This window comes from Limimaricola variabilis, from assembly GCF_014195545.1.
Classification (GTDB): Bacteria; Pseudomonadota; Alphaproteobacteria; order Rhodobacterales; family Rhodobacteraceae; genus Limimaricola; species Limimaricola variabilis.
The window spans coordinates 23,736-50,375 of record NZ_JACIBX010000009.1; the positions used below are offsets into that span (position 1 = coordinate 23,736).

27 protein-coding genes are annotated in these 26,640 nt (G+C 67.7%); 9 read left to right on the plus strand and 18 right to left on the minus strand.

Features of this window, described 5'->3' with window-relative positions; translation table 11 throughout:
- Positions 1–76: 76 nt before the first annotated feature.
- The 8 genes from pal to folD all read left to right on the plus strand — a co-directional run bounded on the left by pal (position 77) and on the right by folD (position 8,436).
- Positions 77–628 carry a peptidoglycan-associated lipoprotein Pal gene (gene pal / locus FHS00_RS12120; protein ID WP_183473859.1) on the plus strand — a complete coding sequence of 184 codons (552 nt, stop codon included), beginning with the start codon at positions 77–79 and terminating at the stop codon, positions 626–628.
- Positions 628–1,461 (plus strand): tol-pal system protein YbgF, encoded by an 834-nt coding sequence (ybgF, locus tag FHS00_RS12125; protein ID WP_183473862.1) that lies wholly within the window; start codon positions 628–630, stop codon positions 1,459–1,461. The genes pal and ybgF overlap by 1 nt, the downstream gene beginning before the upstream one ends.
- Positions 1,458–2,711 carry a tRNA lysidine(34) synthetase TilS gene (tilS, locus tag FHS00_RS12130; protein WP_183473876.1) on the plus strand — a complete coding sequence of 418 codons (1,254 nt, stop codon included), beginning with the start codon at positions 1,458–1,460 and terminating at the stop codon, positions 2,709–2,711. Before ybgF ends, tilS begins: the two co-directional genes overlap by 4 nt.
- An 82-nt stretch (positions 2,712–2,793) precedes the next feature.
- Positions 2,794–4,710 (plus strand): ATP-dependent zinc metalloprotease FtsH, encoded by a 1,917-nt coding sequence (gene ftsH, locus FHS00_RS12135; protein WP_183473879.1) that lies wholly within the window; start codon positions 2,794–2,796, stop codon positions 4,708–4,710.
- A gap of 121 nt (positions 4,711–4,831) precedes the next feature.
- Entirely contained in the window at positions 4,832–5,431 is a 600-nt protein-coding gene (locus FHS00_RS12140) for an MOSC domain-containing protein (RefSeq protein WP_183473882.1), read from the plus strand.
- An 81-nt stretch (positions 5,432–5,512) separates the two neighbouring features.
- Complete coding sequence (locus tag FHS00_RS12145) at positions 5,513–7,189, plus strand: formate--tetrahydrofolate ligase (RefSeq protein ID WP_183473884.1); 1,677 nt, start codon at positions 5,513–5,515, stop codon at positions 7,187–7,189.
- Positions 7,190–7,240: 51 nt separating this feature from the next.
- Positions 7,241–7,546, plus strand: a complete 306-nt coding sequence (locus tag FHS00_RS12150) for a chorismate mutase (RefSeq protein WP_183473888.1) — start codon at positions 7,241–7,243, stop codon at positions 7,544–7,546.
- Positions 7,543–8,436, plus strand: coding sequence for a bifunctional methylenetetrahydrofolate dehydrogenase/methenyltetrahydrofolate cyclohydrolase FolD (gene folD, locus FHS00_RS12155; RefSeq protein WP_183473891.1), 894 nt, complete (start codon positions 7,543–7,545; stop codon positions 8,434–8,436). Before FHS00_RS12150 ends, folD begins: the two co-directional genes overlap by 4 nt.
- Here folD and pdeM read toward each other — a convergent pair.
- The 15 genes from pdeM to FHS00_RS12230 all read right to left on the minus strand — a co-directional run bounded on the left by pdeM (position 8,433) and on the right by FHS00_RS12230 (position 23,870).
- Positions 8,433–9,122, minus strand: a complete 690-nt coding sequence (gene pdeM, locus FHS00_RS12160) for a ligase-associated DNA damage response endonuclease PdeM (protein ID WP_183473894.1) — start codon at positions 9,120–9,122, stop codon at positions 8,433–8,435. The two genes, folD and pdeM, sit on opposite strands and share 4 nt — an antisense overlap.
- Positions 9,123–9,171: 49 nt before the next feature.
- Positions 9,172–11,604, minus strand: a complete 2,433-nt coding sequence (locus FHS00_RS12165; RefSeq protein ID WP_183473897.1) for a ligase-associated DNA damage response DEXH box helicase — start codon at positions 11,602–11,604, stop codon at positions 9,172–9,174.
- Positions 11,605–11,635: 31 nt separating this feature from the next.
- Positions 11,636–12,241, minus strand: coding sequence for a MarR family winged helix-turn-helix transcriptional regulator (locus FHS00_RS12170; protein ID WP_183473900.1), 606 nt, complete (start codon positions 12,239–12,241; stop codon positions 11,636–11,638).
- 121 nt (positions 12,242–12,362) lie between these two features.
- A complete protein-coding gene (locus FHS00_RS12175) occupies positions 12,363–13,673 on the minus strand; it encodes an ATPase (RefSeq protein WP_183473903.1) in 1,311 nt (436 codons plus the stop codon).
- 99 nt (positions 13,674–13,772) lie between these two features.
- Entirely contained in the window at positions 13,773–14,615 is an 843-nt protein-coding gene (locus FHS00_RS12180) for a tetratricopeptide repeat protein (protein ID WP_183473906.1), read from the minus strand.
- 26 nt (positions 14,616–14,641) lie between these two features.
- Positions 14,642–15,199: a tetratricopeptide repeat protein gene (locus tag FHS00_RS12185; protein ID WP_183473909.1), complete on the minus strand. Its 558-nt coding sequence runs from the start codon at positions 15,197–15,199 to the stop codon at positions 14,642–14,644.
- Between the two features lie 10 nt (positions 15,200–15,209).
- Positions 15,210–16,199, minus strand: a complete 990-nt coding sequence (locus FHS00_RS12190) for a type II secretion system F family protein (RefSeq protein WP_183473912.1) — start codon at positions 16,197–16,199, stop codon at positions 15,210–15,212.
- Between the two features lie 3 nt (positions 16,200–16,202).
- Positions 16,203–17,171, minus strand: a complete 969-nt coding sequence (locus FHS00_RS12195) for a type II secretion system F family protein (protein WP_183473927.1) — start codon at positions 17,169–17,171, stop codon at positions 16,203–16,205.
- Between the two features lie 3 nt (positions 17,172–17,174).
- Positions 17,175–18,650 (minus strand): TadA family conjugal transfer-associated ATPase, encoded by a 1,476-nt coding sequence (locus FHS00_RS12200; RefSeq protein WP_183473930.1) that lies wholly within the window; start codon positions 18,648–18,650, stop codon positions 17,175–17,177.
- Between the two features lie 22 nt (positions 18,651–18,672).
- Complete coding sequence (locus FHS00_RS12205) at positions 18,673–19,914, minus strand: CpaE/TadZ family protein (RefSeq protein ID WP_183473934.1); 1,242 nt, start codon at positions 19,912–19,914, stop codon at positions 18,673–18,675.
- Positions 19,915–20,108: 194 nt separating this feature from the next.
- Positions 20,109–20,759 (minus strand): OmpA family protein, encoded by a 651-nt coding sequence (locus tag FHS00_RS12210; protein ID WP_183473937.1) that lies wholly within the window; start codon positions 20,757–20,759, stop codon positions 20,109–20,111.
- A 13-nt stretch (positions 20,760–20,772) separates the two neighbouring features.
- Positions 20,773–22,194 (minus strand): type II and III secretion system protein family protein, encoded by a 1,422-nt coding sequence (locus tag FHS00_RS12215; protein ID WP_183473940.1) that lies wholly within the window; start codon positions 22,192–22,194, stop codon positions 20,773–20,775.
- 160 nt (positions 22,195–22,354) lie between these two features.
- On the minus strand, positions 22,355–23,224 hold the full coding sequence (gene cpaB, locus FHS00_RS12220) for a Flp pilus assembly protein CpaB (RefSeq protein WP_183473943.1): 870 nt from the start codon (positions 23,222–23,224) through the stop codon (positions 22,355–22,357).
- Between the two features lie 25 nt (positions 23,225–23,249).
- Positions 23,250–23,444, minus strand: coding sequence for a hypothetical protein (locus FHS00_RS12225; protein ID WP_183473946.1), 195 nt, complete (start codon positions 23,442–23,444; stop codon positions 23,250–23,252).
- A 222-nt stretch (positions 23,445–23,666) separates the two neighbouring features.
- On the minus strand, positions 23,667–23,870 hold the full coding sequence (locus FHS00_RS12230; protein ID WP_183473949.1) for a hypothetical protein: 204 nt from the start codon (positions 23,868–23,870) through the stop codon (positions 23,667–23,669).
- A 280-nt stretch (positions 23,871–24,150) separates the two neighbouring features.
- On the opposite strand from FHS00_RS12230, the gene FHS00_RS12235 reads away from it, so the two are divergent.
- Entirely contained in the window at positions 24,151–24,993 is an 843-nt protein-coding gene (locus FHS00_RS12235; RefSeq protein ID WP_183473952.1) for a lytic transglycosylase domain-containing protein, read from the plus strand.
- Here the strand turns inward: FHS00_RS12235 and FHS00_RS12240 are convergent.
- Genes FHS00_RS12240 through FHS00_RS12250 form a run of 3 tightly spaced genes read right to left on the minus strand, consistent with a single transcriptional unit; the run spans position 24,990 to position 26,594 of the window.
- On the minus strand, positions 24,990–25,277 hold the full coding sequence (locus FHS00_RS12240; protein ID WP_183473955.1) for a GNAT family N-acetyltransferase: 288 nt from the start codon (positions 25,275–25,277) through the stop codon (positions 24,990–24,992). The two genes, FHS00_RS12235 and FHS00_RS12240, sit on opposite strands and share 4 nt — an antisense overlap.
- Positions 25,270–25,896 carry a 3-oxoacid CoA-transferase subunit B gene (locus FHS00_RS12245; RefSeq protein WP_183473958.1) on the minus strand — a complete coding sequence of 209 codons (627 nt, stop codon included), beginning with the start codon at positions 25,894–25,896 and terminating at the stop codon, positions 25,270–25,272. Before FHS00_RS12245 ends, FHS00_RS12240 begins: the two co-directional genes overlap by 8 nt.
- A gap of 2 nt (positions 25,897–25,898) precedes the next feature.
- Positions 25,899–26,594 carry a CoA transferase subunit A gene (locus tag FHS00_RS12250; RefSeq protein ID WP_183473961.1) on the minus strand — a complete coding sequence of 232 codons (696 nt, stop codon included), beginning with the start codon at positions 26,592–26,594 and terminating at the stop codon, positions 25,899–25,901.
- Positions 26,595–26,640: the final 46 nt, after the last annotated feature.

Below are 26,640 nucleotides of genomic sequence, written 5' to 3' on the forward strand. Positions count from 1 at the left end.
GGACCCGGCGTTTGCACGGGGGCGACCCCGTGCTAGGCATTTTAACGAACACTCCTCGAGGGGCAGGACCAATTTCATGAACAAGTATCTCACCGTATCCATCCTCGTCGGCGCGCTGGCGCTCTCTGCCTGTACCCGGCCCGACCGCTTCGGTGCGGGTGCCGGTGCTGGCGCGGACGGCATGGGCGTCGGGGCGGGCGCCGGCGCGGGCTTCGATCAGGCTGGTATCGGCCAGAGCGGCCTCGGCGCCGGCAATCCCAACAGCCCCGAATACTTCCAGCAGACCATCGGTGACCGCGTGCTCTTCGCGGTCGACCAGTCGACGCTGAGTGCGGAGGCGATGGCGACGCTGGACGGACAGGCGCAATGGCTGCAGGCCAACAGCGATTACCTCGCGGTGATCGAAGGCCATGCCGACGAGCAGGGCACCCGCGAATACAACGTCGCGCTGGGCGCGCGGCGGGCCAACGCGGCGCGCGAATACCTGATCTCGCGCGGCGTGCCGGCGAACCGGCTGCGCACCATCTCCTACGGCAAGGAGCGTCCGATCGCGACCTGCTCCGATCCGAGCTGCTATGCGCAGAACCGTCGCGCCGTCACCGTGATCGCGGCCGGGGCGCTGAGCTGATGAAGGCCCCCCTGCGCAGCCTCGCGCTCCTGTGCGCCCTTGCGGCTCCGGCCGTGGGCAATGCGCAGGGGCAGTCCCAGACCCTAGCCGACATCCGGCAGGAGCTGTCGGTGCTCTATGGCGACATCCAGTCGCTCCGCCGCGAGCTCGACACCACCGGCGCCACGCCGCAGGCGGTCGGCGGAAACTCGGCGCTGGAACGCCTCAACGCCATCGAAGCGCAGCTTCAGGGCCTGACCTCCAAGACCGAGGAGCTGGAGTTCCGGATCAACCGGATCACCACCGACGGCACCAACCGGGTCGGCGATCTCGAATTCCGGATCTGCGAGCTTGAGTCCGATTGCGACATCAGCCAGCTCGGCGACACGCCGAGCCTCGGCGGCGTCGACAGCGCGTCTTCCGTACCCACCCCTGCGGCCCCGGCTCCGACCGGGTCCGGCCCCGCTCTCGCCGTCGGCGAGAAGGCGGATTTCGAGCGGGCGTCGGAGGTGCTCGCCCAAGGTGACTTTCGCAGCGCCGCTGACCAGTTTGCGGCCTATCTCCAGGCCTACCCAGGCGGCGCGCTGAGCTCTGAGGCACTGTTCGGTCGCGGCGAAGCGTTGACCGGGCTGGGTGACAGCGCCGGCGCGGCGCGGGCCTATCTCGACAGCTTCTCCGGCGATCCCGACGGCAAGGTCGCACCACAGGCGCTGCTTAAGCTCGGCCAGTCGCTCGCGGCGCTGGGTCAGGTGCCCGACGCTTGCGTGACGCTGGGCGAGGTCGGGACCCGCTTTCCGGGCGACCCGGCAGCGACCGAGGCGCAGACCGCGATGCGAAACCTGTCCTGCCAGTGACCACGCGGCCCGATCCGCCGGGTGCGGTGGTCGCGAGTTTCTTCGAGACGTTCGAGACCGAGCTCCGCGAGGGGTTCGGTCTCGCCGTATCGGGGGGCGGGGATTCCATGGCGCTGCTGCACCTCATGACGCGTGAGGCGCAGGCTCGTGGCATCCCTTGCCGCGCGGCGACGGTCGATCACGGGCTGCGCCCCGAGGCCAGGGCCGAGGCGATGCGCGTGGCCAGTGCCTGTATGGAATTGGGCGTGCCGCACGAGATTCTTCACTGGACCGGTTGGGACCGCAGGGGGAATCTGCAGGACGCCGCCCGCCACGCGCGGCAACGCCTGCTCGGGAACTGGGCCGCGTGCCATGGGCTCGGCACGGTGGCACTGGGACACACGCTGGATGATCAGGCCGAAACGGTGCTGATGCGGCTGGCGCGCGGCTCCGGCGTCGACGGGCTGTCGGGGATGGCTCAGGCGCGGCGCGAAGGCGGGTTCACATGGCTGCGGCCATTGCTCGGTCTGCGTCGGGATGCGTTGCGTGACTGGCTGCAGGAACGGGGTATCGCGTGGGACGAGGATCCCTCCAACGCCGATCCGCGGTTCCAGCGGGTTCGCGCCCGGGACGCGCTTGCGCAGCTCGAACCGGTCGGCATCGATGCGCAGGGGTTGGCCGAGACCGCGGAGCGCATGGCGATGGCGCGGGAGGCGCTGGATCACCTTGCAGGCGACCTCTCCGCCCGCGCGCTGCGGCTTGCAGGCGGCGCGGTCCGGATCGACGCCGTTGCGCTGCGCGAGGCCCCGGAGGAGACGCGACTGCGGCTGGTGTCGGCGGCGCTGCGCTGGATTGGCGGGGCGGCCTATCGTCCAAGGCTCGACAGCTTGCGCCGCGCGCTCGACCAAGCGGCGGCTGGGCAATGGCGCAGCCTGTCAGGGGTGCTGTTGGGCGAGAGGGCAGGGCAGCTGTGGCTGTGCCGCGAACCCGCACGGGTCGGACCGGATGTGGCGCCCGATGCCCTCTGGGACGGGCGCTGGCGGCTCGAGACCGCGCCCAGGGAGGCGGGGCTGCGACTCGGGGCGCTGGGCACCGCCGGGCTCGCGCACTGTCCGGATTGGCGTGACACCGGACTGCCGCGACCCGCCTTGCTCGCCAGCCCGGCGCTGTGGCGCGGCGAAACGCTCCTCGCGGCGCCGATCGCCGGATGTGGGAACGATTCCGGCGCGCGGATTGTCGCGGAGTTCCCTTATCCGGCGCTTCCGCATTGAAGATGCCACGGCAATCTCTATCTTGATTTCACGGTCCTCGCGCCGATAAGCGCGGACTGATCTATTTTTCGGAGGAAATCCCTTGGGCAACGCGCGCAACATCGCCTTCTGGGTCGTGCTCTTCTTGCTGATCCTGGCGCTGTTCAACCTGTTCAGCGGCGGGCAGTCCACGCTCCAGTCGAATTCCCGCAATTATTCCGACTTCGTCGAGGCGGTGGAGACGGGCAATGTCGCGCAGGTGACGCTCGACGGCGAAGAGGTCCGCTACCGCGGCACCGACGGTCGTGACTACGTCACCATCAAGCCCGAGGATGCCGAGGTCACGCAGCTGCTGATCGAACGCGACATCCCCGTGAGCGCGCGCAGCCAGGAGCAGTCGGGTTTCACCACCTTCCTGCTGTCGCTGCTGCCCTTCCTGCTGCTGATCGGTGTCTGGATCTACTTCATGAACCGGATGCAGGGCGGCGGACGCGGCGGCGCCATGGGCTTTGGCAAGAGCCGGGCCAAGCTGCTGACGGAAAAGCATGGCCGCGTCACCTTCGACGACGTCGCCGGCATCGACGAGGCCAAGGACGAGCTCGAGGAGATCGTCGAATTCCTGCGCAACCCGCAGAAGTTCTCGCGCCTTGGCGGCAAGATCCCCAAGGGCGCGCTGCTCGTGGGCCCTCCGGGCACCGGTAAGACGCTGCTGGCACGTGCCATCGCGGGCGAAGCGGGCGTGCCCTTCTTCACCATCTCGGGCTCCGACTTTGTCGAGATGTTCGTGGGCGTCGGCGCCAGCCGCGTGCGCGACATGTTCGAGCAGGCCAAGAAGAACGCACCCTGCATCGTCTTCATCGACGAGATCGACGCCGTGGGTCGGTCGCGTGGCGTGGGCTATGGCGGCGGCAACGACGAGCGCGAGCAGACGCTGAACCAGCTTCTGGTCGAGATGGACGGCTTCGAGGCGAACGAGGGCATCATCATCGTCGCGGCGACCAACCGTCCTGACGTGCTCGACCCCGCGCTGCTGCGCCCGGGCCGTTTCGACCGCCAGGTGCAGGTGCCGAACCCTGACATCAAGGGCCGCGAGAAGATCCTCGGCGTGCATGCCCGCAAGGTGCCGCTTGGCCCGGATGTCGATCTGCGCATCATCGCGCGTGGCACCCCCGGTTTCTCGGGCGCGGATCTCGCCAACCTCGTCAACGAGGCGGCGCTGATGGCCGCGCGCGTCGGCCGCCGGTTCGTGACGATGATCGATTTCGAGAACGCCAAGGACAAGGTCATGATGGGCTCGGAGCGTCGCTCCATGGTCATGACCGAGGACGAGAAGAAGCTGACTGCCTATCACGAGGCCGGTCACGCCATCGTCGGCCTCAACGTTCCGCAGCATGACCCGATCCACAAGGCGACCATCATCCCGCGTGGCCGGGCCCTTGGTCTGGTGCTAAGCTTGCCCGAGCGCGACCAGCTCTCGGTCACCTACACCAAGTACAAGTCCAAGATCGCCATGGCGATGGGCGGCAAGGTCGCCGAGGAGCTGATCTTCGGCAAGGAGAACGTGACCTCGGGCGCCACCTCGGACATCCAGCAGGTGACCAAGATCGCCCGTGCGATGGTCACGCAGTTCGGCTTCTCGGACAAGATCGGCCATATCGACTACGCCAACGAGCAGCAGAGCTATCTCGGCTCCTACTCCGGCGGGGCGAGCCACTCGGCCGAGACCCAGAAGATCATCGACGAAGAAGTCCGCCGGATCATCGACGAGGGTTACGAGACCGCCAAGCGCATCCTGACCGAGCGGCGCGAGGATCTCGAGCGTCTGGCGCAGGGTCTCCTGGAGTACGAGACGCTGACCGGCAACGAGATCACCCGCGTTATCGCCGGCGAGCCGCTCAACAGGGGCGACGATGACGACCACCAGAAGCCCGAGCAGGGCGGCGGCGCGTCGATCACCGCGATCCCCAAGACGCGCAAGCCCAAGGCGCCCGATGGCGGGCTGCCCGAGCCCAGCGCCTGAGCGCCACGTTCCACGTGAATCGATATCGGCCCCGGCCCCGCAAGGCGCCGGGGCTTTTCATGTGCGCTTGAGCGAGGCGGAACCTGCTGGCATGAGGAGTGCAACCAATGCAGGAATCGCCATGCCCGCGCTTGCCCCTACCGAATTCACCGGATGCATCACCTGGCTCGGCCGTGTTCCGCACCGCAACGAAGCGCCGATCGAAACGCTGGCGCTCGAAAAGATGGAGCTCGGTTTCGGTGGCATGGATGGCGAGGTTCATGCCGGCCTGACCCGTCCCTCCTGCTCGCGCGTCACCTCGCAGCATCCCAAGGGGACCGAGATCCGTAACACCCGTCAGCTCAGCCTTGTGGGCGCAGAGGAGCTCGACGAGATCGCGAAACGGCTCGACCTCGAGGCGGTCGATCCCGCTTGGCTCGGCGCCTCGGTGGTGATCGCCGGTCTGCCGGATTTCAGCCACCTGCCGCCCTCGGCGCGCCTGCAGGGGCCAGACGGCTGCACCCTGGTCATCGATATGCAGAACCGGCCCTGCCAGTTCCCCGCCATGACCATCGAGACGGCACGGCCGGGCCATGGCAAGGCGTTCAAATCTGCCTCCAAGGGGCTGCGCGGCGTCACGGCATGGGTCGAACGCCCCGGCACATTGCGGTCGGGCGATACGCTTCGCCTGCATCTGCCGGATCAGCGGGCGTGGCGTCCCGTTGCCGCAGGCGACGCATAAGGGCCGCGATGGGTCGCCTGGGCGCGGGACAGCGCGGCCGGGCGGGTGAGGCTGGGGTCAGGACAGGGGGGAACTAGGCGCATGGCACAGAAATCCGACATCGAGATCGCCCGCGCGGCGGACAAGCTGCCGATCCGCGAGATCGGCGCACGGCTGGGCATTCCCGAAGCCGACCTGCTGCCCTATGGGCACGACAAGGCCAAGATCTCCCAACGCTTCATCGACGGGCTGAAGGATCGCCCTTCGGGCAGGCTGATCCTCGTCACCGCCATCAACCCGACCCCGGCCGGCGAGGGCAAGACCACGACGACCGTGGGGCTGGGCGATGCGATCAACCGGATCGGCCGCAAGGCCGCGATCTGCATCCGCGAGGCGTCCCTCGGACCGAATTTCGGCATGAAGGGCGGCGCCGCTGGTGGCGGTTATGCGCAGATCGTGCCGATGGAGGAGATGAACCTTCATTTCACCGGCGATTTCCACGCGATCACCAGTGCCCACAACCTGCTCGCCGCGATGATCGACAACCACATCTATTGGGGCAACGAGCTCGACATCGACACCCGCCGCATCACATGGCGCCGGGTGATCGACATGAACGACCGAGCGTTGCGGCAGATCACCGCGAGCCTGGGCGGCGTGACCAACGGCTTTCCGCGCGAAGCGGGGTTCGACATCACCGTCGCGTCCGAAGTCATGGCGATCCTCTGCCTCGCCACCGATCTGCGCGATCTGCAAAGGCGGCTGGGCGACATGATCGTGGCCTACAGACGTGACAGGTCGCCGGTCTTTGCCCGCGATCTCAAGGCGGATGGCGCGATGACGGTGCTGCTGCGCGACGCGATGCAGCCCAACCTCGTGCAGACGCTCGAGAACAACCCCGCCTTCGTCCATGGCGGCCCTTTCGCCAACATCGCGCATGGCTGCAACTCGGTCATCGCCACCACCACGGCGCTCAAGCTCGCCGATTTCGTGGTGACAGAAGCCGGTTTCGGCGCCGATCTGGGCGCCGAGAAGTTCTTTGACATCAAGTGTCGCAAGGCCGGGCTGCACCCCGATGCGGCGGTGCTCGTGGCGACGATCCGGGCGCTGAAGATGAATGGCGGCACCGCTAAGGAGGATCTCGGCACCCCGGATGCGGAAGCCGTCTCGCGCGGCTGCGCCAATCTCGGGCGGCACCTCGCCAACCTCAAGGGCTTCGGCGTGCCGGTGATCGTCGCGATCAATCATTTCGCAGGTGACAGCGAGGCCGAGATCGCCGCCGTGACGGACTATGTCCACCAGCACGGCTCCGAGGCGGTGCTGTGCCGGCATTGGGCCGAGGGCGGCAAGGGCGCCGAGGCGTTGGCCGAGCGGGTCGTGAAGCTGGCCGAGAGCGGCGCCTCCTCATTCGCGCCGCTCTACGAGGACGAGATGGGCCTCTTCGACAAGATCGACACCATCGCCCGGCGCATCTACCACGCCGATCAGGCCATCGCGGATGCCAAGATCCGCGACCAGCTCCATGCATGGGAGGCGCAGGGCTACGGCCATCTGCCGGTCTGCATGGCCAAGACGCAGTATTCCTTCACCACCGATCCCACCCGGCGCGGCGCCCCTACCGGCCACGACGTGCCGGTCCGCGAGGTCCGGCTCTCGGCTGGGGCGGGCTTCGTCGTCGCGGTCTGCGGGGAGATCATGACCATGCCCGGCCTACCGAGCCGTCCTGCAGCAGAGAAGATTCGGCTATGCGATGCCGGTCATGTCGAGGGTCTGTTCTAGGCCGTCGCACTGTGGGAAAAGGCCCCCGAACGAGCTTTCGGAGGGTTTCGAATGACGGCAGCGGCCGAAATCGGCGACATGGCGGCGCTCAGGCGCGAGATCGACGCGATCGACGCGGAGCTGGTGCGGCTTCTGGCGCACCGCTCCACGATGATCGAACGCGCGATCGAGCTGAAGCCGCGCGAGGGGTTGCCCGCCCGGATCGAAAGCCGGGTGCAGGACGTGCTCGACAAGGTGATCGCCCGCGCCCATGCCGAAGGTCTCGACATCGGCCTGACCGAGCGGCTGTGGCGCGAGATGATGGAGCATTTCATCGCGCGCGAGGAAGAGGTTCTGGGCAAGGGAGACGCCGAATGAGCGCCACCATCATCGACGGCAAGGCGTTTGCCGCCGACATTCGCGGCCGCGTGGCCGAGCAGGTCGCGACCCTGAAGGAAGCGCATGGCATCACCCCCGGCCTGGCCGTGGTTCTGGTCGGCGCCGACCCGGCCTCAGAGGTCTATGTCCGCTCCAAGGGGCGGATGACGGTCGAGGTCGGGATGGAGAGCTTCGAGCACCGCCTGTCCGAAGACACCTCCGAGGCCGATCTGATGGCGCTGGTGAACAAGCTCAATGCCGACCCGAAGGTACATGGCATCCTCGTGCAGCTGCCGCTGCCCAAGCACATGAACTCAGACGCTGTCATCAACGCCATCGATCCGGCCAAGGACGTGGACGGCTTTCATATCTCCAATGTCGGTCTTCTGGGCACCGGACAGAAGGCGATGGTGCCCTGCACGCCGCTGGGCTGTCTCATGATGCTGCGCGATCATCTCGGCGACATGTCCGGCAAGGAAGCGGTGGTGATCGGCCGCTCCAACATCGTCGGCAAGCCGATGGCCCATCTGCTGTTGGGCGAGAGCTGCACGGTGAGCATCGCCCATAGCCGCACCAAGGACATCGCCGATGTCGTGCGCCGTGCCGATATCGTGGTCGCGGCGGTTGGCCGTCCGAAGATGGTCAAGGGTGACTGGATCAAGCCCGGCGCGACCGTGATCGACGTCGGCATCAACCGGGTCGAGGCCCAGGGCGGCAAGACGCGGCTGGTGGGCGATGTCGACTTCGACGCGGCGAAGGAGGTTGCGGGCGCGATCACCCCGGTCCCCGGCGGCGTCGGCCCGATGACCATCGCCTGCCTGCTGGCCAACACGCTCACGGCTGCCTGCCGCGCCAATGGCCTGCCCGAGCCCGAAGGGCTCACCGTCTAGAACCGCCTGCGACCTCGCCCCGCGCCTGCGCGCGCGGGGTAGGGAACGAGCAAGGGCTTCGATCCGGTCAGCACCGCGAAGCCGGGGCTGCCGATCAACGCGCGCAGCTCCGGCGCGGTGGCGGGCATGCCGCCGGTATAGGCCCCGTAGGCGGGCAGGATCATCCGGGTCGCGTCGAAGAGCAGGCAGGCCCGCGCCTCGCCACAGCCGGGCAGGCCGAGCTTGGGGTGGTAATGTCCCGACAATTCGCCCTGCGCGCCCGGCTCGGCGATATGACGGAAGGTGAGCGGGCCCATGACCAGCTCGGCATGATGCACGCCGGGCAGCCCCGCCGGGCCGGGATCGTGGTTGCCCTCGACCCAATGCCATGCCCGCCCTTCGATCAACGAGACCAGATGCGCGCGGTCCTGCGGCTCCAGACCGGTCGCCGCGTCGAGATCGTCGAAACTGTCGCCCAGGCAAAGCACGCCATTCGCGCCCGTCGCGGCGAGATCGGCCTCCAGCCGCTCGAGCGTCGCGCGGGTCTCGTAGGGCGGCAGCATGGTGCCACGCCGCCGCGCGATGCGCTCGGACTTGCCCAAGTGTAGGTCCGACACGATCAACAGGTCGCGCGCGCGCCAAAGCAGCGCGCCCGAGGCCAACGCGCAAAGCGTCTCGCCTTGGAAGGGAATCTCGATGGCGTTCATGGAACGTCCCCATGCCCGCGCAGGCCGCGCCATGCAAGCGGGCGGTCCCTCACACCCCCGCGACGGTGGGCGCGCCGAAGGCCGCAAGGCCTGACTCCTTCAACAGACGTGCCGCCTCCTGCTCGGCCAGCCGTTCGCGCCCGGCGCCCGCCACAGGCACCCGGTCCCGTTCCAGCAGCATCGCAGCGGCAAGCGGGGTGGGGCGGGCGGCGCGGACCAGATCGACCCGGCCCTTGGTACGCTCGAGCATCTCCTCGACCCGGGCGAAATCGACGAGGCCGCGCATCGCCTCATCGCGGGTCACGCGCAGGATCAGATGGTCGGGATCGTATTTCGCCAGCGTGTCATAGAGGATGTCGGACGAGAACGTCGCCTGCTTGCCGGTCTTGCGGACCTGCGGCAGATTCTTCTCGATCAGCCCCGCAATACTGGCGACCCCTCTGAAGGTCCGCTTCATCACCGCGTTCGAGGTCAACCACCCCTCCAGCCCCTCGCGCAACTCATGCGCCTCGAACAGCGGCGCCGGATCGGTGAGCTCGTCGAGCCCCCATACCAGTGTCGCGTAGTCCGTGCCGACGAAGCCCAGCGGGTGCAGGCCGAGCGTCTCCATCCGACGGGTCAGCAGCAGGCCGAGCGTCTGCTGGGCGTGCCTGCCCGCGAAGGTGTGGAAGCAGGCATGGTGGCGCCCGTCATGTTCGAAGGTCTCGACGAGGATGCGGCCCCGCTCGGGCATCTTCGACACCTCGCGCTGGAGATGCAGCCAGTCGCGCGTATGGCGCGGCAGCTCGGGCCAGTCGGGACGCTGCAGGTCGTCGAGAATGCGGTGCGCGAGTTGTGCCGAGGTCGGCATCTTGGCGCCCGCATAGGTAGCGATGCGCGGCTCGCGGTCGGCGCGGCGGGTGACCTCCACCGTCATTTCGCGCAGCGTCTCGTAGCGCACGACCTGTCCGCCGATGAGGAAGGTGTCGCCGGGGGTGAGCGAGGAGGCGAAGCCTTCCTCGACCTCGCCCAGTGGCCGGCCGCCGCCACCGCGCATCCGCACCTTGAGCATGTCGGCATCCTGGATCGTGCCGATATTCATGCGGATGCGCAGGGCGGAGCGCGGGTCACGCAGCTGCCACAGCCCGTCGGGTCGCTGCAGCAGTCGTTTCCACTTGTCATAGGCGCGCAACGCATAGCCGCCGGTGGCGACGAAATCGAGGCAGTCGTCGAACTGCGCCCGACTGATCCCGGCATAGGGGCCGACGGTCTTCACCTCGGCGAAGAGCGCATCCTCGTCGAAGGGTCCGGCACAGGCGGTGATCATGATGTGCTGGCACAGCACGTCGAGCGGTCCGGGCCCGCGGGGCGAGCCGTCGAGCTCGTGCGCCTTCACCGCCTCCAGCGCGGCCATGCATTCGACCACCTCGAAACGGTTGGCTGGCACCAGAAGCGCCTTGGAGGGGGCGTTGTAGCGGTGGTTGGCCCGGCCGATCCGCTGCACGAGCCGTTTCACGTTCTTGGGCGCGCCGATCTGAATCACGAGGTCGACGTCGCCCCAATCGATGCCGAGATCGAGGCTGCCGGTGCAGACGATGGCCTTGAGCTCGCCCGCCACCATTGCTGCCTCGACATTGGCACGGACCTGCCGGCTCAGGCTGCCGTGATGGATGCCGATCGGCAGGTCGTCCTCGTTGGCGAGCCAGAGCTTGTGAAAGAAGATCTCGGCCTGCGCGCGGGTGTTGTGAAAGATCAGCGTCGTCTTGTGCTTCTTGACCTGCTCGAGCACCTCTCGGACGGCGTAGCCGCCGCCGGCCCCCGCCCAGGGCGGCGGTGCCTCGGTGCGCAGCATGGAGATGTCGGGATCGGGGCCAGGATCGGCCTCGATGATCTCGCAAGGCTCGGGATGCTTCGCGAGTAGAGAGGCCAGCGCCTCAGGGTCCTCGACCGTGGCCGAAAGGCCGACCCGGCGCAGGCCGGGCGCGAGGGTTTCCAGCCGTCCGAGGCTCAGCATCAGTTGATCGCCGCGCTTGCCCTCCATCAGCGCGTGAATCTCGTCCACCACGATGCGCTTGAGCCCCGCGAAGATGCGCGGTGCATCCTCGTAGGATATCATCAAGGCGAGGCTTTCGGGCGTGGTCAGCAGGATATGCGGCGGATCGGCGCGCTGCCGTTTCTTGGCCGTCTGCTTGGTATCGCCGGTGCGGTCCTCGATCCGGATCGGCAGGCCCATTTCCTCGACCGGGATGGTGAGGTTGCGCCGGATGTCGGTGGCCAGTGCCTTCAGGGGCGAGACGTAGAGCGTGTGCAACCCCTTGTGGCTGCCATCCGCCAGCTCGGCCAGCGTCGGCAGGAACCCGGCGAGGGTCTTGCCGCCCCCGGTGGGCGCGATCAGCATCAGGGCCGGAGCGTCGGCGCGTGCGAGCATCTCGCGCTGATGCGGATGGATGCTCCAGCCGCGCTTGGCGAACCAGTCGTCGAAGAGGGGGGGCAGCGCGGTCATCCGCTTGATCTAGGGCGACCGGCCCTCCGTTTCAAAGCGTGGCGAGGTGCTGCGCCAGTTCGTCGCGCAGCCGGGCGATTCGGTCCTCGAGCCCCGCCTCGTCGGCGGTGGCGCCGCTCTCGGACCAGTGCGAGAATCGCTCCAGAAGCGGCAGCAGCGTCTCGCGCTCATCCGGCGTCCAGTCCGACAGGAAACCGCCGAGCAGCAGGAACTTGTAGCGTCGCACAGCCTCGACCATGGCCTGTCCCGACGGCGTCAGCGTCACGATGCTGCGGCGCGCATCGGCGCGGCTGGTGGCGCGCGCGGCGAGGCCGCGGCCGATCAGGTCGGTGACGATCCGACTGGCCCGCGACGGGTCGATGTTGAGGCGCTGAGCCACGGTGGAGACCATGGTCTCCTCGGCCGGGTCGTCGGCGAACTCGTTGGCCGGGGCGTGGATCGCGATCATCACGTCGAGTTGGGCGAGATCGAGCGGCAACCCAAGCTCGTCGAGCGCCCGATGCCCCAGCTCGCGGGTGCGCACGCGTCGCCGCCACCGCTGCAGCACCGCGTCGAATGCCAGCGCCGCCCGGGTGACCTCCGGCGCGATCCCGGCCCGCGCCATGTCCCCGATCAGCTCCTCGTCGCGTTCGGCCATGTTCCGCCCTTCGGTTCCCGTGTCGTGCCGCCGGGCCATCGGCCCGCCGTTCGACCTGATAGCCCATGCGGCCACGAGATTGCCACAGCGGATGAGGAAGGACGTTCCGTCGCGGTCGCGCCTAGTGGACCACCATGCCGTCGCGCACGAACATGTTGTCCCAGGCGCGATCGACCAGTTCGGGGGTCATCTGGTAGGGGATGCCTTCGAACTCGCAGATCGCGATCATCTGGTCGATCAGGAAGATCGGCTGGTAGTTGGCGAAGACGTTGCCGATGCTCGGATACTTGACCTTGAGCAGGTGAAGCATCGCCGCCTGGTCGAGCGGCATCTTTCTCTTGCGGGCGACCATGGCGAAGATCTTCAGGAAATCTTCCTGGCTCGGCCCGTCGATCCGGATCTTGTAGAAGATCCGGCGCAGCGCGGCCTGGTCGAAGATCTCGTTCGGGTGAAAGTTGGTCGAGAAGATTACCAGCGTATCGAAGGGCACCTCGAACTTCTCGCCCGACTGCAGCGAGAGGATGTCGCGGTTTTCCTCGAGCGGCACGATCCAGCGGTTGACGAGCTTCTGGGGGGGCTCCGCCTGGCGGCCAAGGTCGTCGACGATGAAGATACCGCCGGTCGCCTTGAGCTGAAGCGGCGCCTGATAGGTCCGGGCCACCGGGTTGTAGACCAGGTCGAGCATGTCGAGCGACAGCTCGCCCCCGGTCACCACCGTGGGACGTTCGCAGCGCACGTAGCGTGGATCGAACCGCATCCCGGCGCGGCGCAGCGCGCTGGGCGCGTCCTCGTTGTCCTCGACGCTGGCATGGATGATCGGGTCGTAGACGGTGATCACCTGACCGCCATATTCGAGCGCGCGGGGCACGTAGACCAGATCGCCCAAGGCGTCGCGGATGCCGTTGGAGATCGAGGATTTGCCGTTGCCGGGCGGACCATACATCAGGATCGAACGACCGGCTCCGATGGCCGGGCCGAGCTGGCCGAGCAAGGCGTTGGGCAGCACGAGATGCCCCATCGCCGCGTCCAGCCGATCGCGGGTCATGGTCAGGTTGCGCACCGATTGGCGGGCCACTTGCTCGCGATAGGTGGCAAGCGGCACCGGCATCGCGCCGAAATATTCGGATTGCGCCAGCGCATCGAGCGCCCGCGCCCGGCCGGTATCGGTGAGCTGGTAGGGCATCTCGGTGCCGGGATCGATGCCGTTCAGCGTGCCCATCGCCTCGAGCAGCTTCTGGCCGCGAAGCGCGTCGATCAGCTCCTGCGCGACATTGACCGGCAGGCACAGTGCCCGGCCGATCTCGCTCGGCAGCCGGACATTGGTGCGAAAGATGGTCTTGAGCGCGATGTCACGCATCATGACCGGCGGCAGCCCCGCCGCCTCGAGGCTGCGCGGGACCTGCGGCGCGGCCGTGCCGACCTGCATGTTCATGGATCACTCCGCTACGGCGATCGGTGTCCTCCCGACCTGACGCGGCCAAGTTGCACGATCATTGTGGCGGCAAGTGGGAGCGAGCCCGGCAGTACGGCGTCAGCCGCCGTCGAGTGCGCGCAACGCGCGCGCCGCTTCCTCGAAATGCTGGGGATGGGTATCGACGGCGTCGCGCAGAAGCTCCTTGCCGATCGTCACGTCGTTCTGCTTGATCGCCGTGAGCGCCAGCGTATAGAGCAGCTGCGCCCGTTCGGTCTGGGTCATCGGCATGACTGGCAGCTTGTAGTTGCGCTGGGCGCCGCGGGCGAGGACGAGGTTGTTCTTGGCGGTGAACAGCCCCGGCTGCTGGCGCAGCGCATCGGTGAAGAGCCGCTCGGCGGCGCGGTAATCGCCGCGGGTCAGCTTGGAGTAGCCCCAGTTGTTGAGCACGCCGCCCGGCGTGGTCGTCAGCCCCGCGGCGGTTTCGTAGAAACTGTCGGCCCGGGCCCATTCCTCGTTGCTGTCGGCGACCATCGCCTCGAGCCGGTAGCGCTGGAAGGTCTCGTAGGTGGGCGGGATGGCATCGAGCACGCGCTCGGCCTCGTCCCATTCGTTGACCCGGATCAGCGCGTCGGCCAGCTCGACCGAATCTTCGGGCTCTGCTTCGGGATGCGCCGTCACCTTGCGCCAGGCGGCCACCCCTTCGGCGCCGCGCTTGGCGCGCACCAGCGAGGTGGCGAGACCGCGCTGCGGCGTGATGGCTTCCGGTTCGGCGGTGGCGAGCCGTTCGAAATAGGCGACGCTCTCGGCGGGTTCGGCCACGGTCAGCATGATCTCGTTGAGATCGGCATCACGCGCCTCACGCAGGTCGTCGACCGCGCGCGACACCTTGCCGTCGGACGTGCTGCAGGCCGCGAGCGCAAGCGCGGCCGCGAAGACGCAATAACGGGCCGGAAGGCGCATGAGGGGTCCTTTGCTGCTCGTCATCCTCAAAGCGCGGTCAGGATCGCGTATTCACTCGGTCCGCGCCGCACCAGTTGGAACTCTTGTGGTTCCTCCTCGCCAGCATAGAGGGCGGCATCGCGCTTGGCGATAGCCCGGCGGAGGTTGTCGCGGACGCTGTCATCATTGCCATCCACCAGCGCGAAGGCGCGCAGGAAGCTCTCGGCCGCCTCGGGGGCGCGGTCGGTCTCCATCAGCACCACGCCGAGGTTGTTCCAGGCCGGCGCGAATTCGGGGTCGAGTTCGACCGCGCGGCGCAGCAGCCGTTCAGCTTGGCCCAGACGCCCGAGCCGCAGGTTGGCCGATCCCATCGCCGAGAGCGTGTCGACACCCATGCCCTGCTCTGCTGCCGCGCGGCCATAGGCGGCAAGCGCCAACTCGGCCTCGTTCGCAGCCATCAGCCGGTGGCCGACGATCAGACCATCGACATCGGGGGCGCCGGACGGGCCGGGCGCATAGACCCCACCTGCGGATTCGGACAGGCCGCCCGCGTCGGAGCAGGCGGCCGCAAGCAGGACCACGAAAAGCAGGAGCGGTGGGCGCATGTCGGTCGCGTCAGTTCCCCGAAGCCCCGCCGCCAAGGGTCATGTAGATGTCGAGAAGCGACGGCCCGATCAGGATGATGAGCAGCGGCGGCACCGTCAACATCATCGTCGCCAGCGTCATCTTCGTCGGCAAGGTGTTGGCCTTTTCCTCGGCCCGCATCACCCGCTTGTCGCGCATCTCGGCCGAGAAGACCCGCAGCGCGTCGGCGATCGAGGTGCCGAATTGCTGGCTCTGCACCAGCACGGTCACGAAGCTCGAGATGTCGGTCACGCCGCAGCGCTCGGACAGGTCGCGCAGCACCTGCGTCTTTTCCTTGCCCGCCTTCATCTCATGCGCCACCTGGCCGTATTCCCAAGCCAGATCCGGATAGCCCGCGCGCAGCTCGTGGCTGACGCGGATGATCGACTGGTCAAGCGACTGGCCCGCCTCGACGCAGACCAGCATCATGTCGAGGCTGTCGGGAAAGCCGTCGGTGATCTGCTGGCGCCGCGCTTCGCGCCGCCGGGTCACCCAGTAGCGCGGCAGCAGATAGCCGATCGCCGCCGGAATAAGGGTGGGGGCGATCAGGTCGGTGGCCCCCTCGGCGCCTTGGCTCAGCACGTAGGTCAGCCCGCCGATCAGCGACACGATGCCCAGCGCGAACTGTGAGAAGTGGAAGATCCGGACGGCATGGCGCGACCGGTAGCCGGCCTGCATCAGCTGCAACCGGATCGCCGAGAATTCCTTGGCGTTCTGCGGCTCGAGGAAGGTGGCGTAGCGTTCCAGCTTGTCGGCGGCCGAGGGGGTGCGCAGCCGCGCCGACTTGGCGGCATCGGCCGGTGCGACCGCGCCGTTGCCGTTCTGCGCTTTGAGCTTGTCGAGCGGGTCCTCGCGGCGGTGGAGCAGCGAAGGCAACGTCAGCAGGATCAGCACGATCCCGATCAGCCCGAGGGCGAGAACCGGTCCCGCGGGTCCGAAGCGCTCGACGAGCATGGCCTGGATCTGTTGCAGTTGGAGCATCGGTCAGACCTTGATGTTTACGAGGGCGCGCATGACGATGATGTTGATGATCAGAAAGGCCGCGACGGCGAAGCAGGCCGGAATGAACACCGACGTCTGGCTGACTTCATCGTAGTAGTTCGGGTCCATCAGGTTGATGCCGATCAACGCGGCGATCGGAAACCCCGACAGGAACATGCCCGACCACTTGGCCTCGGCGGTGATCGCCTTGACCCGCCGGAACAGCCGGAAACGCGCCCGCACAACTTTTGCCAGGCCGTCGAGGATTTCGGCCAAGTTGCCGCCCGACTGGCGCTGGATCGTCACCGCCACCGCCAGGAAGCGCAGATCCTGCATGTCGAGCCGTTCGGCCATCGACTTGAGGCTATCGCTCATATCGCGGCCATAGGCGGCCTCGTCGGCGATCACCCCCATCTCGGAGCCCAGCGGGTCGGGGACCTCGCGCGCGACGATGCCGATCGCCGAGGAAAACGGGTGGCCGACGCGCAGCGAGCGCACCATCAGTTCGATCGCCTCGGGCAGTTGCGCCTCGATCAGGTCGATCCGCTTCTTGGCCTTGTTGCTGACCCAGACATAGACGCCGCCCACCCCCATCGCGGCGGCGACCGCGATGCGGATCGGCAGACCGGCCCCGGTTCCGAGCGTCAGCCCGGCGAAGGCCACGCAGCCCAGCCCCGCCATCAGCATGACGAGCTGGGCCGGGCTGAAGGCGATGTTGGCCTTCTGCGCCTTGTGCGCCAGCAGGGCATAGAGCGGAACCCGGCGGGCCTTGAGATGCTGCGTCATCTCCTTGCGCAGCTGCTCGAGAACCTCCTCGCGCCGCGTGCCCTTCTCAAGCAGGGTCAGCCGGCGGTTGACCCGGCTGTTGAGGCTGATCGAGCGGCCGAAGATGGTGAGATACACCCCTTCGACCAGCACGAGCACGGCGATGAAGACGAGGCCGTAGATGACCGGTTCGGCGCTGAGGTTCATGCGTCACTTCCCTCCTACGGGTTCGAACACCGAGGCGGGCAGGTCGTAGCCCCAGAGCCGGAACCGCTCCGAAAAATGGCTGCGGACGCCGGTCGCAGTGAAGTGGCCGATGATGCTGTTGTCGGGATTCAGTCCGACCCGGCGGTAACGGAAGATCTCCTGCATCGAGATCACGTCGCCCTCCATGCCGGTGATCTCGGTGATCGAGGTCATCCGGCGGGAGCCGTCCTGAAGGCGGCTGGCCTGGACGATCAGGTGGACGGCGCTGGCGATCTGGCTGCGCACCGCCTTGATCGGCATTTCGAGCCCGGCCATGGCGATCATGTTCTCGAGTCGGCTCACGCCATCGCGGGCCGAGTTGGCGTGGATCGTGGTCATCGAGCCGTCATGGCCGGTGTTCATCGCCTGCAGCATGTCGATCACTTCCTCGCCGCGGGTTTCGCCGACGATGATCCGGTCGGGTCGCATCCGCAGCGCGTTCTTGAGGCAGTCGCGCTGGCTCACGGCCCCCTTGCCCTCGACGTTGGGGGGGCGGCTCTCCATGCGGCCGACATGGGTCTGCTGCAGCTGCAGTTCGGCGGTATCCTCGATGGTCAGGATCCGTTCGTTATCGGCGATGAAGGAGGACAGCGCGTTGAGCGTGGTGGTCTTGCCCGAGCCGGTGCCCCCCGACACGATGATGTTCAGCCGCGTCGCCACCGCCGCCTCGAGATAGGCGGCCATTTCCTCGGACATCGCGCCGAAGCGGATCAGGTCGTCGATGCCGAGCTTGTCCTTCTTGAACTTGCGGATCGAGACCAGGCTGCCATCCACCGCGATCGGTCCGACCATGGCGTTGAAGCGCGAGCCATCGGCAAGGCGGGCGTCGACATAGGGGTTGGATTCGTCGACACGCCGACCCACGGCCGAGACGATCTTGTCGATGATCCGGAGCAGGTGGCGCTCGTCCTTGAAGGTGATGTCGGTGAGTTGCAGCTTGCCGTCGCGCTCGACGAAGATCTGGTGCGGGCCGTTGACGAGGATGTCGTTGACGCTGTCATCCTTGAGCAGGGTTTCGAGCGGGCCGAGCCCGGTCACCTCGAAATACAGGTCCTGCCCAAGCCCGGCGCGTTCCTCGCGGGTGAGCGACACCCCCATCTGGTCCAGCGTCTCGCTGGCGATGGCGTTGATCTCGTTGCGCAGATCCTGCTCGCTGGCTTTGTCGAGCGCGGCGAGGTTGAGGGTGTCGAGCAGCGCCTTGTGTACCTCGAGCTTGATCTCGGCGAGGCGCTCCTTGCGGCGCCGCTCTTTCTCGGCGGGGCCTGCTTCGGCGGCGCGGCGCGCGGTCTCCGCACTGGCCGTCGCAGCCCGGCGCGCGGCGGCGGTCGGCGGAGGCAGGGCGGCCGCAGCTGTGGCCGGGGAGGCCGGCGCGTTGGCAGGAGCGGTCTGCGGGGCGGCCACGGGCTGGCCTGGCTCTGGCTTTCGGAACTTCGAGAACATGGGTCGCGCTCCCTTCGGGGCGTCAGGCGGGGGCCCGCGCCTCGGACATGTTGACCTTGTGGACCGAGCGGGCGAGCTTGGCGATCTCGCGGCGCAGCGCGTTCTTGCCCGCACCCTCGGCCAGCGGCGTGCCGTGATCGGCGCTCTGGGTCACCGCGCGGCCGCCGTCGGGCATCTGCAGCTCGATCGAGATCCCGAGCGAATCCGCGAGCCGCTTGGCCCGGCTCTTGCCGGACAGGTCGGTGAAGCCCGGCGCGCGGTTGAGCACGAAGCGCAGCTTCTCGAAGGGCAACTCCTCGGATTGCAGCGCCCGCTTCATCCGCATCGTGTTCTGGGCCGAGCGCATGTCGAGTTCGAGCGTCGAGAAGTAGACATGCGCCGCCTGCAGCACCGTCGCGGACCAGTCGACGAGGCTCGAGGGCATGTCGATCACGACGTAGTCGAAATTGACCCGGGCCATCTCGATCAGCCGCTCCACCTCCGAGGGGCCGATCAGGTCGAGCGGCACCAGTTCGGCCGGCGAGGTGAGCACCTGCAGCCGGTCCTGGTAGGGGACCATGGCGGTCATCAGCCGCTCGCCCTCGGCGGTGGCGAGGTCGCTCAGGAACTCCAGCACGGCCTCGCGGCGCGGCAGGTCGAGATAGGTGGCGACCGAGCCGAATTGCAGGTCGAGATCGATCAGGCAGACCTTCGGCGGCGCCTTGCGGTCGACGTTGGCCAGCTCCCAGGCGAGGTTGACCGCGAGCGTCGTCGCGCCGCTGCCGCCGGACAGACCTTGGACCGGGATCACCACGCCCGAGCGGTCATTGGTGACCTTGGGCGGCGCGGCTTGCTGTTCGGGAAGGATCGGTCCGGCCCCCGAGCGGAGCCGCTCGATCGCCTGCGCCAGCTCGCCCTCGGGCAGCGGGTAGGGGACGAACTCGTCGCCGCCCTCGCGCAGCAGCTGGTGCAGCGCGCCGGGGCTGACCTCGTCGGCGATCAACACCACCTTGATGCCGCGTCGCTTGGCATGGGCGATGATGTCGGCGATCAGCGGCAGATCGCGCTCGTCTTCCTTGCTCAGCGCGACGGCGATGAATTCCAGCTCCTCCGCCTCGGGCTGTTCGAGAAAGGCCAGGGCGTCGGCAAAGCCGAGATCGCCCCAGTTCTCGCCCATCGCGGCCTCCATGTCCTCGATCAGCAGGTCGAATTCCTGCACGTCACGACTGATCGTGCAGGCTGCGATCGGCTGGGGCTCGGGTTGCAGGGGGGCCGTGCTGTTCATGCCTTCCAATCCTCTGTCATGCGGGAGGGCCTCGCCGGGGCGAAGCGTGCGATCCGTGGGACGAACCCTCGGGGCCGCTCCTCCACACTACGAGTCTTGCCGTTCAATGATGGCTGCAATGGGGCTGAAAAGCTGAAATTGTTGGAACGGTGGCAACGATCAAGGCATGGTTCGACGCTTTGTCGCCACGCGACTCAGGGCTCCGCCGTGCCGCCACCAAGCGCGCTCTGGCCTGCCGCGACGGCGCTGTCCGGGGCGGCGCTGGCGACGTAGCCCGAGAACACGACGGCCGCGTATTTTCCATTGAGCAGGTTGGGATGGCCCTGAACGAAGCCCGACACCTCTGTGACGGTGCGGCGGTTGGCACGCTCCGGGTCGGTGGTGGCGATGAGCGGCCGCGTCTCGCCGAAGGAGGCCACCGCCTTGAGACGGCGCGCGTCGAGACCCTGAGAGACCAGATAGGCGACCGCGGCGCGGGCCCGGCGCAGGCCGAGCGCCTGATTGTAGGCTTCGGAGCCGACGAGGTCGGTGTGACCATAGACCCGGAACCGCAGTTCGGGGTAGCGGCGGATCCAGGCGGCCTGGCGCTGCAGGGCGGCGCGGGCGGCGGTGTCGAGCGCATCCGAATCAAAGGCGAAGGTGATCGTGGTATCGACCTCGGCCGCGAATTGCCGGGCGAGATCCACGCGCAGCCCTTCCGAGGCCCCGCTTTGAGCGAGGGTGTTGGTCCGAGTCGCCGTGCCGAAGCTCGGATGGACCAGCCCTGCCTCCTGATCGAAGCCGGGCGGGGCGGTGCAGGCCGCGAGCGCGAGCGCGCAGCCGCATGAGGTCAGAAGGCGGCGCATCTCGGATCTCCTCTCAGTCCATCACGTAGCCGTAGGAGCCCGAGAAGTCCTGGCGCGCGATTTCCCCGGCGCTTCCGCTCTGGGGCGCGCGGTCGGCGGCGACGCGGCCGAACAGGAACAGTTCGCGCTCCGAAGGGGGGCGGACCCGGTCGGTCGGCATGGCCAGCGTCTCACCACGCGTCGGCGTCACCAGGTGCGGCGTGATGATGATCACCAACTCGGTCTGCTGGCGGGAATACTCGGCCGACCGGAACAGCGCGCCCAGCACCGGGACGTCGCCGAGCCACGGCACCTGGCCCTTGAGGTCACGGAAGTCATCCGAGAGCAGCCCGGCGATGGCAAAGCTTTCGCCGTCGCGCATCTCGACCGTGGTCGAGGTCTCGCGGCGGCTGAAGGCGTCGACGGTGAAGCCATTGGAGGTGAAGCCGTTGGTCGGATCGATCGAGCTGACGGCGGCCTTGAGTTCGAGGTTGATCAGGTCGCCCTCGACCACTCGGGGCACGAACTGAAGCTCGACCCCGAACGGCTTGTAGTCGATCGAGATGTTGCCGTTCTCCTGGCTCACCGGGACCGGGTATTCGCCACCCGCTAGGAAGCTCGCTTCCTGCCCCGACAGAGCGGTCAGGTTGGGTTCGGCCAGGGTGCGTACCACGCCGCGGCTCTCCAGCGCCTCGAGCAGCAGACCGACCTCGACGCCTCCGGCATTGAAGCCGAACAGCGTCGAGGCATTGGCGGTGCCTGCAGCGGGCAACGAGCCGCTCAAGGCGGTACCCAGGCCACCTGAGTTGTTCAGGGAATTGGTGCCGATGGCCAACCCGAGGTCGTTGCCCCGCGCCGTGCCGCGCGCACCGAGCGAGGCCGAGAGCGATTTGCTCACCGAGCGCTGCATCTCCGAGAAGCGGACCTTGAGCATCACCTGCTGGGTGCCGCCGACGCTCATCAGGTTCGACACGCGTTCGGGCGCGTAGCGCTGCGCAAGCTCCAGCGCGCGGTCGAGCTTGGCGATCGAGCTGACCACGCCCGACAGCACGATGCCGTCATTGGCGGTCCGCACCTCGATCGGCTCGCCCGGCAGGATCTGCTCCAGCCGTTCCTTGAATTCGGCGATGTCGGGGGTGACCTGTACCTCGACATTGCTGATCAGCCGCCCGTTCTCGCCCAGCACGGTCAGTGTCGTGCGCCCCGGCGCCTTGCCCAGCACATAGATGGTCCGGTCGGTGAGCGATGAGATGTCGGCGATGCCGGGATTGGCGATCGACAGTTCGACGAAGGGAATGTCGCTCTCGACCACAACGGCGCGGTTCATCGGCACCTGCAGCGCCGCCGAGGGCGACCCGGCGAGGATGCGCAGCGGTTGGGCCGTCGCGGCGCCCGGCAGGGCGAGCCCGAGGGCGAGCCCGGCCAGCCCGGCCCGGAAGATGCTTGGGATGTTCATCGTGCCGCCTCGCTGCAGGTCCTGCATCGGGGTCTTGCAACGCCCCGTCCGGCCGAAGCCTGCCCGACGGGGGCAGGCAATGCAACGCGCGTGGCCCATGCGGCCCGACCCCCGGACCTCGTTTGTGGGCGCCCGGCCACAGGCCGCGCGCCCAGTCGGTTCAGTTCGTGCAGGGAATCGGGATCTCGACCACCTCGGCTCCGCGACGGGTGCGGACCGAACAGACCTGCGGCGCGGGGGCAGGGGCCGCGACCACCTGCGGTTCGGGTGCCTCCTCCTCGACGATGCCGAGCAGGCTGCGCTGGTCGACCTGAACCGCGCCGGCCACGGCGTCGTCGCTAAGGCCCACCAGCGACAGGGCCAGCGTTCCGGTCGACTGTGCCTGCGCCAGCTTGGCGACCTGCTGCGGCGTGGCCTGCACCGTCACGGTGCGCGCGATCATCGCCTCGGACCGACCCTTGTCGGCGGTCTGGTCGACGCCGACGAGCTCCAGCCCGGTTTCGATCAGCTTGGTCACCTCGCGGGCCTCGCCCTTCATCGAGACCGAGCCGGTCCAGTAGACATCGACCCGGTCGCCCGGCCGCAGGAAGCCCGAGACGCCGCTGGTGGCGTTGACAGAGATTGCAAAGGCCCGCATGCCGGCATCGAGCCGCGTGCTGATGCCCGCATCGCCGCCCGGCGCGGTGATCTTGGAGGCCAGCACCGGCTCGTTCGGCTCCATCGGCCGCAGCACGATGCGGGGCACGTCCTCGCCTTCGGGGAAAAGCTCCTCGAGGCCGGGGAAGGTGCCCTCCGGCAGGAAGGCTTCGGTGTACTGGATCGGCTTGAGATCGGCGCGGGTGATCACCGTGCCGTAGGGCAGCGGGTTCTTCACGCCCACCACCTCGACCGTGGGCAGCCTCTGCGCGGCCGCTGCGCGTTCGGCGGCGAGCGCGGCCTGCTGCTGGTCGAAATAGCCTTTGACCATGTAGACGGCGAAGCCAGCGAGCCCGAGGCCCAGGGCGAAAACCAGTCCGAATACTGCTCTCATCTCGTGTCTCCTTGCGCGTCGGGCATCATGGGGTCGGGGCGGTATCGTCCCGCAATTCGGTCTCGACCGTGCTCTTCAGATCCGCCAGCATCTTGGTCGCGACCTCGCTGAAGGCCGCGCCCGCGAGAAGTGCCAGCGCAACGGAGCCAGCCAGCAACGCGCTCCATTCGGTGACGGACCCATCCTGATCGGACTGGATCCTGAATTTTCGACGCTTCATCCGGTCGACCCTGTTGTGGGCAAGAGGCCCGCGTTTTCATGTTGCTTCGACACTGTCGGCCGATTGTGGCGCGGCCATGGATGCGTGGCGTCAAGGGCGGGGCGTCTGTCTGGTGCCGAAGGTGCAAGACGATCGATTGACCATTGCTACTGCCGCCCGCCCAAAACAAAGCGGGGGCCGCACTAGAATGCGGCCCCCGGGAGCTTAGAAAATCACGTACCTTTAGTAGGTGCCGCCATCGCCTGCGCCCATGATGGTAGTCGTCGAAAGCTCGGTGCTGATCGCGCCGGCCATCGACTTGGTGCCGGTGGCGACCTGGCCCATGATGGCGACGCCGAGGCCCACTACAGCGGCGGTCAGGACGACCCAGTCAACGGTCACGGCGCCAGCTTCGTCACGGGCGAAGGTCTTGATGAAGTTCAGCATGTCAGATCCCTCCTGGGGGGTGGTAGGTATACGCTTGCCTCTGCGGGTCCGTGTGTTGGCTGTGTACCCGTCCATCGCAGTGGATGAGCCCATATGGCCGTCGGAATGGGGCGGGAGTTTGTCCCGGTTGGAGCGATTTCACAGCGGCTGACGCCGGCCGCTATACGAAAGGAAGTGGCGTATTCTCACCATCTGCAAAATCCTCGCCGGAGGGGGGCATCGTTGCGCGATCGGCATCGCTACTCTCGGGAGGGAATCGGACGAAAACGGGCGGTGAGGCATGGCGTTGGGCAGGGGAATCGCCGGCACGGTGTTGCTGGCCGCGCTGATTCTCGGCCCTGCGATGCCGGTGATGGCGGAGCGGATCGGCACCGACTTCACCTATCGCCGGATCGCGGTCCCCAAGCCCGGCGCGCGTCGGATCACCGTCCAGATAGACCCCGCGGCGCCGCGTGCACCGGCCGCGCCCCCGGCGGCGGGGCAGGGCGGCCAGCCTACAGGCGCGGCTTCTTCGGGAAAATCACAAGGCGCGACGACGGCGGCCTGGTTCTGGGAGGCGGTGTCGCCCCGGCTCGCCGATGGCGGCCCGGGTCGGCTCGAACCGGCGCTGGCCGCGCTGCGTGCGGCACCGCCGGGGGCGGCCGTCGCGCCGCGGCTGCAGCAGTTACAGGAGATCGCCCGCATCCACGGCCCCGACATCATGCGCGCCACCATCGGTACCCGCGTCTCGCCGGCGCTGGCGCTCGCGGTGATCTCGGTCGAAAGCGCGGGGCGCGCCGATGCGGTGAGCTCGGCGGGGGCGCAGGGGTTGATGCAACTCATGCCCGCCACCGCCGCCCGTTTCGGCGTACGCGACCGGGCCGTGGCCCCCGACAACATCCGCGGCGGCATCGCCTATCTCGACTGGTTGATGGGACATTTCGACCGCGACCCCATTCTGGCGCTCGCGGGCTACAACGCGGGCGAAGGGGCTGTGCGCGACAATGGAGGGGTGCCGCCCTATGCGGAAACCCGCGCCTACGTGCCCAAGGTGCTCGCGGCCTGGGGCGTGGCGCGGGGGCTGTGCATCACGCCGCCCGTGTTGATGAGCGACGGCTGTGTCTTCGGCGTCAACAATCTCTAGACGAAATGCGTCGCCGCCTCGGGGTGCCTGCGCGCCCAGAGCGCGACGTAGGAGCAGGCGGGAACGATGCGAAAGCCTTCGGATTTCGCATCCTCGACCATAGCCGCGACGAGGGCCGCGGCGTGACCGCGCCCCTCGAATGCGCGCGGCACGCCGGTATAGGTGGCGATGCGGGTGTCGCCCCGCGCTACCCAGGTGAGCTCCGCCTCCGCCCCACCGCCGAGATCGAGCGCGTAGCGGCCCCTGTCGGGGCCGCCTTCGCGACGGATCTCGCGATCAGACAATGGTCGCCTCGGTCGCGTCGCGGATTTCCTGCTCGGTCACGCCCGGGGCGCATTCAACGATCCTGAGCCCGCCCTCGACCACGTCGAGAACGCCGAGATTGGTGATCACCCGGTCGACCACGCCTTTGCCGGTGAGCGGCAGGGTGCATTCTCTCAGCAGCTTGCTCTCGCCATGCTTGGAGGTGTGGTCCATGACCACGACGACGCGGCCGACGCCCGCGACGAGGTCCATGGCGCCGCCCATGCCCTTGACCAGCTTGCCCGGGATCATCCAGTTCGCGAGGTCGCCGTTCTCGGCCACTTCCATCGCGCCGAGGATCGCCATCGCGATCTTGCCGCCGCGGATCATCCCGAAGCTGGTGGCGCTGTCGAAATAGGCGGTGTGCGGCAGCTCCGTGATGGTCTGCTTGCCCGCGTTGATGAGGTCGGGGTCGATCTCGTCCTCGGTCGGGAAGGGGCCCATGCCCAGCATCCCGTTCTCAGACTGGAGCGTCACGTGAACACCTTCGGGGATGTAGTTGGGCACCAGGGTCGGGATGCCGATCCCCAAATTGACATAGGTGCCGTCCTCGAGCTCGCGCGCCGCGCGTGCCGCCATCTGCTTGCGGTCCCAGCCCATGTTCAGCCCTCCCTCACGGTGCGTTGCTCGATGCGCTTCTCGTGCTCGCCTTGGATCAGCCGGTGCACGTAGATGCCGGGCAGGTGGATGTGGTCGGGATCGAGGCTGCCGGCCGGAACGATCTCTTCGACTTCGGCCACGCAGATCCGGCCGCACATCGCCGCCGGCGGGTTGAAGTTGCGGGCCGTCTTGCGGAACACGAGGTTGCCGGTCTCGTCGGCCTTCCAGGCCTTGACGATCGACAGGTCGGCGACGATGCCTCGCTCGAGGATGTAGGTCTCGCCGTCGAAGACCTTCTCCTCCTTGCCCTCGGCCACCTTGGTGCCGACGCCGGTCTTGGTGTAGAAGCCCGGGATGCCCGAGCCGCCTGCGCGCATGCGCTCCGCGAGCGTGCCCTGCGGCGTGAATTCCAGCTCGAGCTCGCCGCTCAGATACTGGCGCATGAACTCGGCGTTCTCGCCCACATAGGACGAGATCATCTTCTTCACCTGCCGGGTCTGCAGCAGCAGCCCGAGCCCGAAATCGTCGACGCCGGCGTTGTTCGAGGCGAAGGTGAGATCCTTGACGCCTGCATCGCGAATGGCGGCGATCAGCAGCTCGGGAATGCCGCACAGGCCGAAGCCTCCGGCGGCGATCAGCATCCCGTCGGACAGAAGCCCGTCGAGCGCGGCAGCCGCGTCCGGATAGGTCTTTTTCATCGCTCTCCCCCTGTTGTCACGGAGGGGAGCCTTGCGCCGAGCGGGC

What these genes read in the sequence shown, in the direction of transcription:
- FHS00_RS12210 (WP_183473937.1), bottom strand. Translation starts at nt 20,759, where the DNA reads ATGCGCCGCCTTCTGACCTCATGCGGCTGCGCGCTCGCGCTCGCGGCC.
- cpaB (WP_183473943.1), bottom strand. Translation starts at nt 23,224, where the DNA reads ATGAGAGCAGTATTCGGACTGGTTTTCGCCCTGGGCCTCGGGCTCGCT.
- FHS00_RS12150 (WP_183473888.1), top strand. Translation starts at nt 7,241, where the DNA reads ATGACGGCAGCGGCCGAAATCGGCGACATGGCGGCGCTCAGGCGCGAG.
- FHS00_RS12140 (WP_183473882.1), top strand. Translation starts at nt 4,832, where the DNA reads ATGCCCGCGCTTGCCCCTACCGAATTCACCGGATGCATCACCTGGCTC.
- FHS00_RS12145 (WP_183473884.1), top strand. Translation starts at nt 5,513, where the DNA reads ATGGCACAGAAATCCGACATCGAGATCGCCCGCGCGGCGGACAAGCTG.
- FHS00_RS12195 (WP_183473927.1), bottom strand. Translation starts at nt 17,171, where the DNA reads ATGAACCTCAGCGCCGAACCGGTCATCTACGGCCTCGTCTTCATCGCC.
- FHS00_RS12165 (WP_183473897.1), bottom strand. Translation starts at nt 11,604, where the DNA reads ATGACCGCGCTGCCCCCCCTCTTCGACGACTGGTTCGCCAAGCGCGGC.
- FHS00_RS12200 (WP_183473930.1), bottom strand. Translation starts at nt 18,650, where the DNA reads ATGTTCTCGAAGTTCCGAAAGCCAGAGCCAGGCCAGCCCGTGGCCGCC.
- FHS00_RS12185 (WP_183473909.1), bottom strand. Translation starts at nt 15,199, where the DNA reads ATGCGCCCACCGCTCCTGCTTTTCGTGGTCCTGCTTGCGGCCGCCTGC.
- folD (WP_183473891.1), top strand. Translation starts at nt 7,543, where the DNA reads ATGAGCGCCACCATCATCGACGGCAAGGCGTTTGCCGCCGACATTCGC.
- pdeM (WP_183473894.1), bottom strand. Translation starts at nt 9,122, where the DNA reads ATGAACGCCATCGAGATTCCCTTCCAAGGCGAGACGCTTTGCGCGTTG.
- FHS00_RS12235 (WP_183473952.1), top strand. Translation starts at nt 24,151, where the DNA reads ATGGCGTTGGGCAGGGGAATCGCCGGCACGGTGTTGCTGGCCGCGCTG.
- FHS00_RS12180 (WP_183473906.1), bottom strand. Translation starts at nt 14,615, where the DNA reads ATGCGCCTTCCGGCCCGTTATTGCGTCTTCGCGGCCGCGCTTGCGCTC.
- pal (WP_183473859.1), top strand. Translation starts at nt 77, where the DNA reads ATGAACAAGTATCTCACCGTATCCATCCTCGTCGGCGCGCTGGCGCTC.
- FHS00_RS12250 (WP_183473961.1), bottom strand. Translation starts at nt 26,594, where the DNA reads ATGAAAAAGACCTATCCGGACGCGGCTGCCGCGCTCGACGGGCTTCTG.
- FHS00_RS12170 (WP_183473900.1), bottom strand. Translation starts at nt 12,241, where the DNA reads ATGGCCGAACGCGACGAGGAGCTGATCGGGGACATGGCGCGGGCCGGG.
- ybgF (WP_183473862.1), top strand. Translation starts at nt 628, where the DNA reads ATGAAGGCCCCCCTGCGCAGCCTCGCGCTCCTGTGCGCCCTTGCGGCT.
- FHS00_RS12230 (WP_183473949.1), bottom strand. Translation starts at nt 23,870, where the DNA reads ATGCTGAACTTCATCAAGACCTTCGCCCGTGACGAAGCTGGCGCCGTG.
- FHS00_RS12205 (WP_183473934.1), bottom strand. Translation starts at nt 19,914, where the DNA reads ATGAACAGCACGGCCCCCCTGCAACCCGAGCCCCAGCCGATCGCAGCC.
- FHS00_RS12245 (WP_183473958.1), bottom strand. Translation starts at nt 25,896, where the DNA reads ATGGGCTGGGACCGCAAGCAGATGGCGGCACGCGCGGCGCGCGAGCTC.
- FHS00_RS12225 (WP_183473946.1), bottom strand. Translation starts at nt 23,444, where the DNA reads ATGAAGCGTCGAAAATTCAGGATCCAGTCCGATCAGGATGGGTCCGTC.
- FHS00_RS12190 (WP_183473912.1), bottom strand. Translation starts at nt 16,199, where the DNA reads ATGCTCCAACTGCAACAGATCCAGGCCATGCTCGTCGAGCGCTTCGGA.
- FHS00_RS12215 (WP_183473940.1), bottom strand. Translation starts at nt 22,194, where the DNA reads ATGAACATCCCAAGCATCTTCCGGGCCGGGCTGGCCGGGCTCGCCCTC.
- FHS00_RS12175 (WP_183473903.1), bottom strand. Translation starts at nt 13,673, where the DNA reads ATGAACATGCAGGTCGGCACGGCCGCGCCGCAGGTCCCGCGCAGCCTC.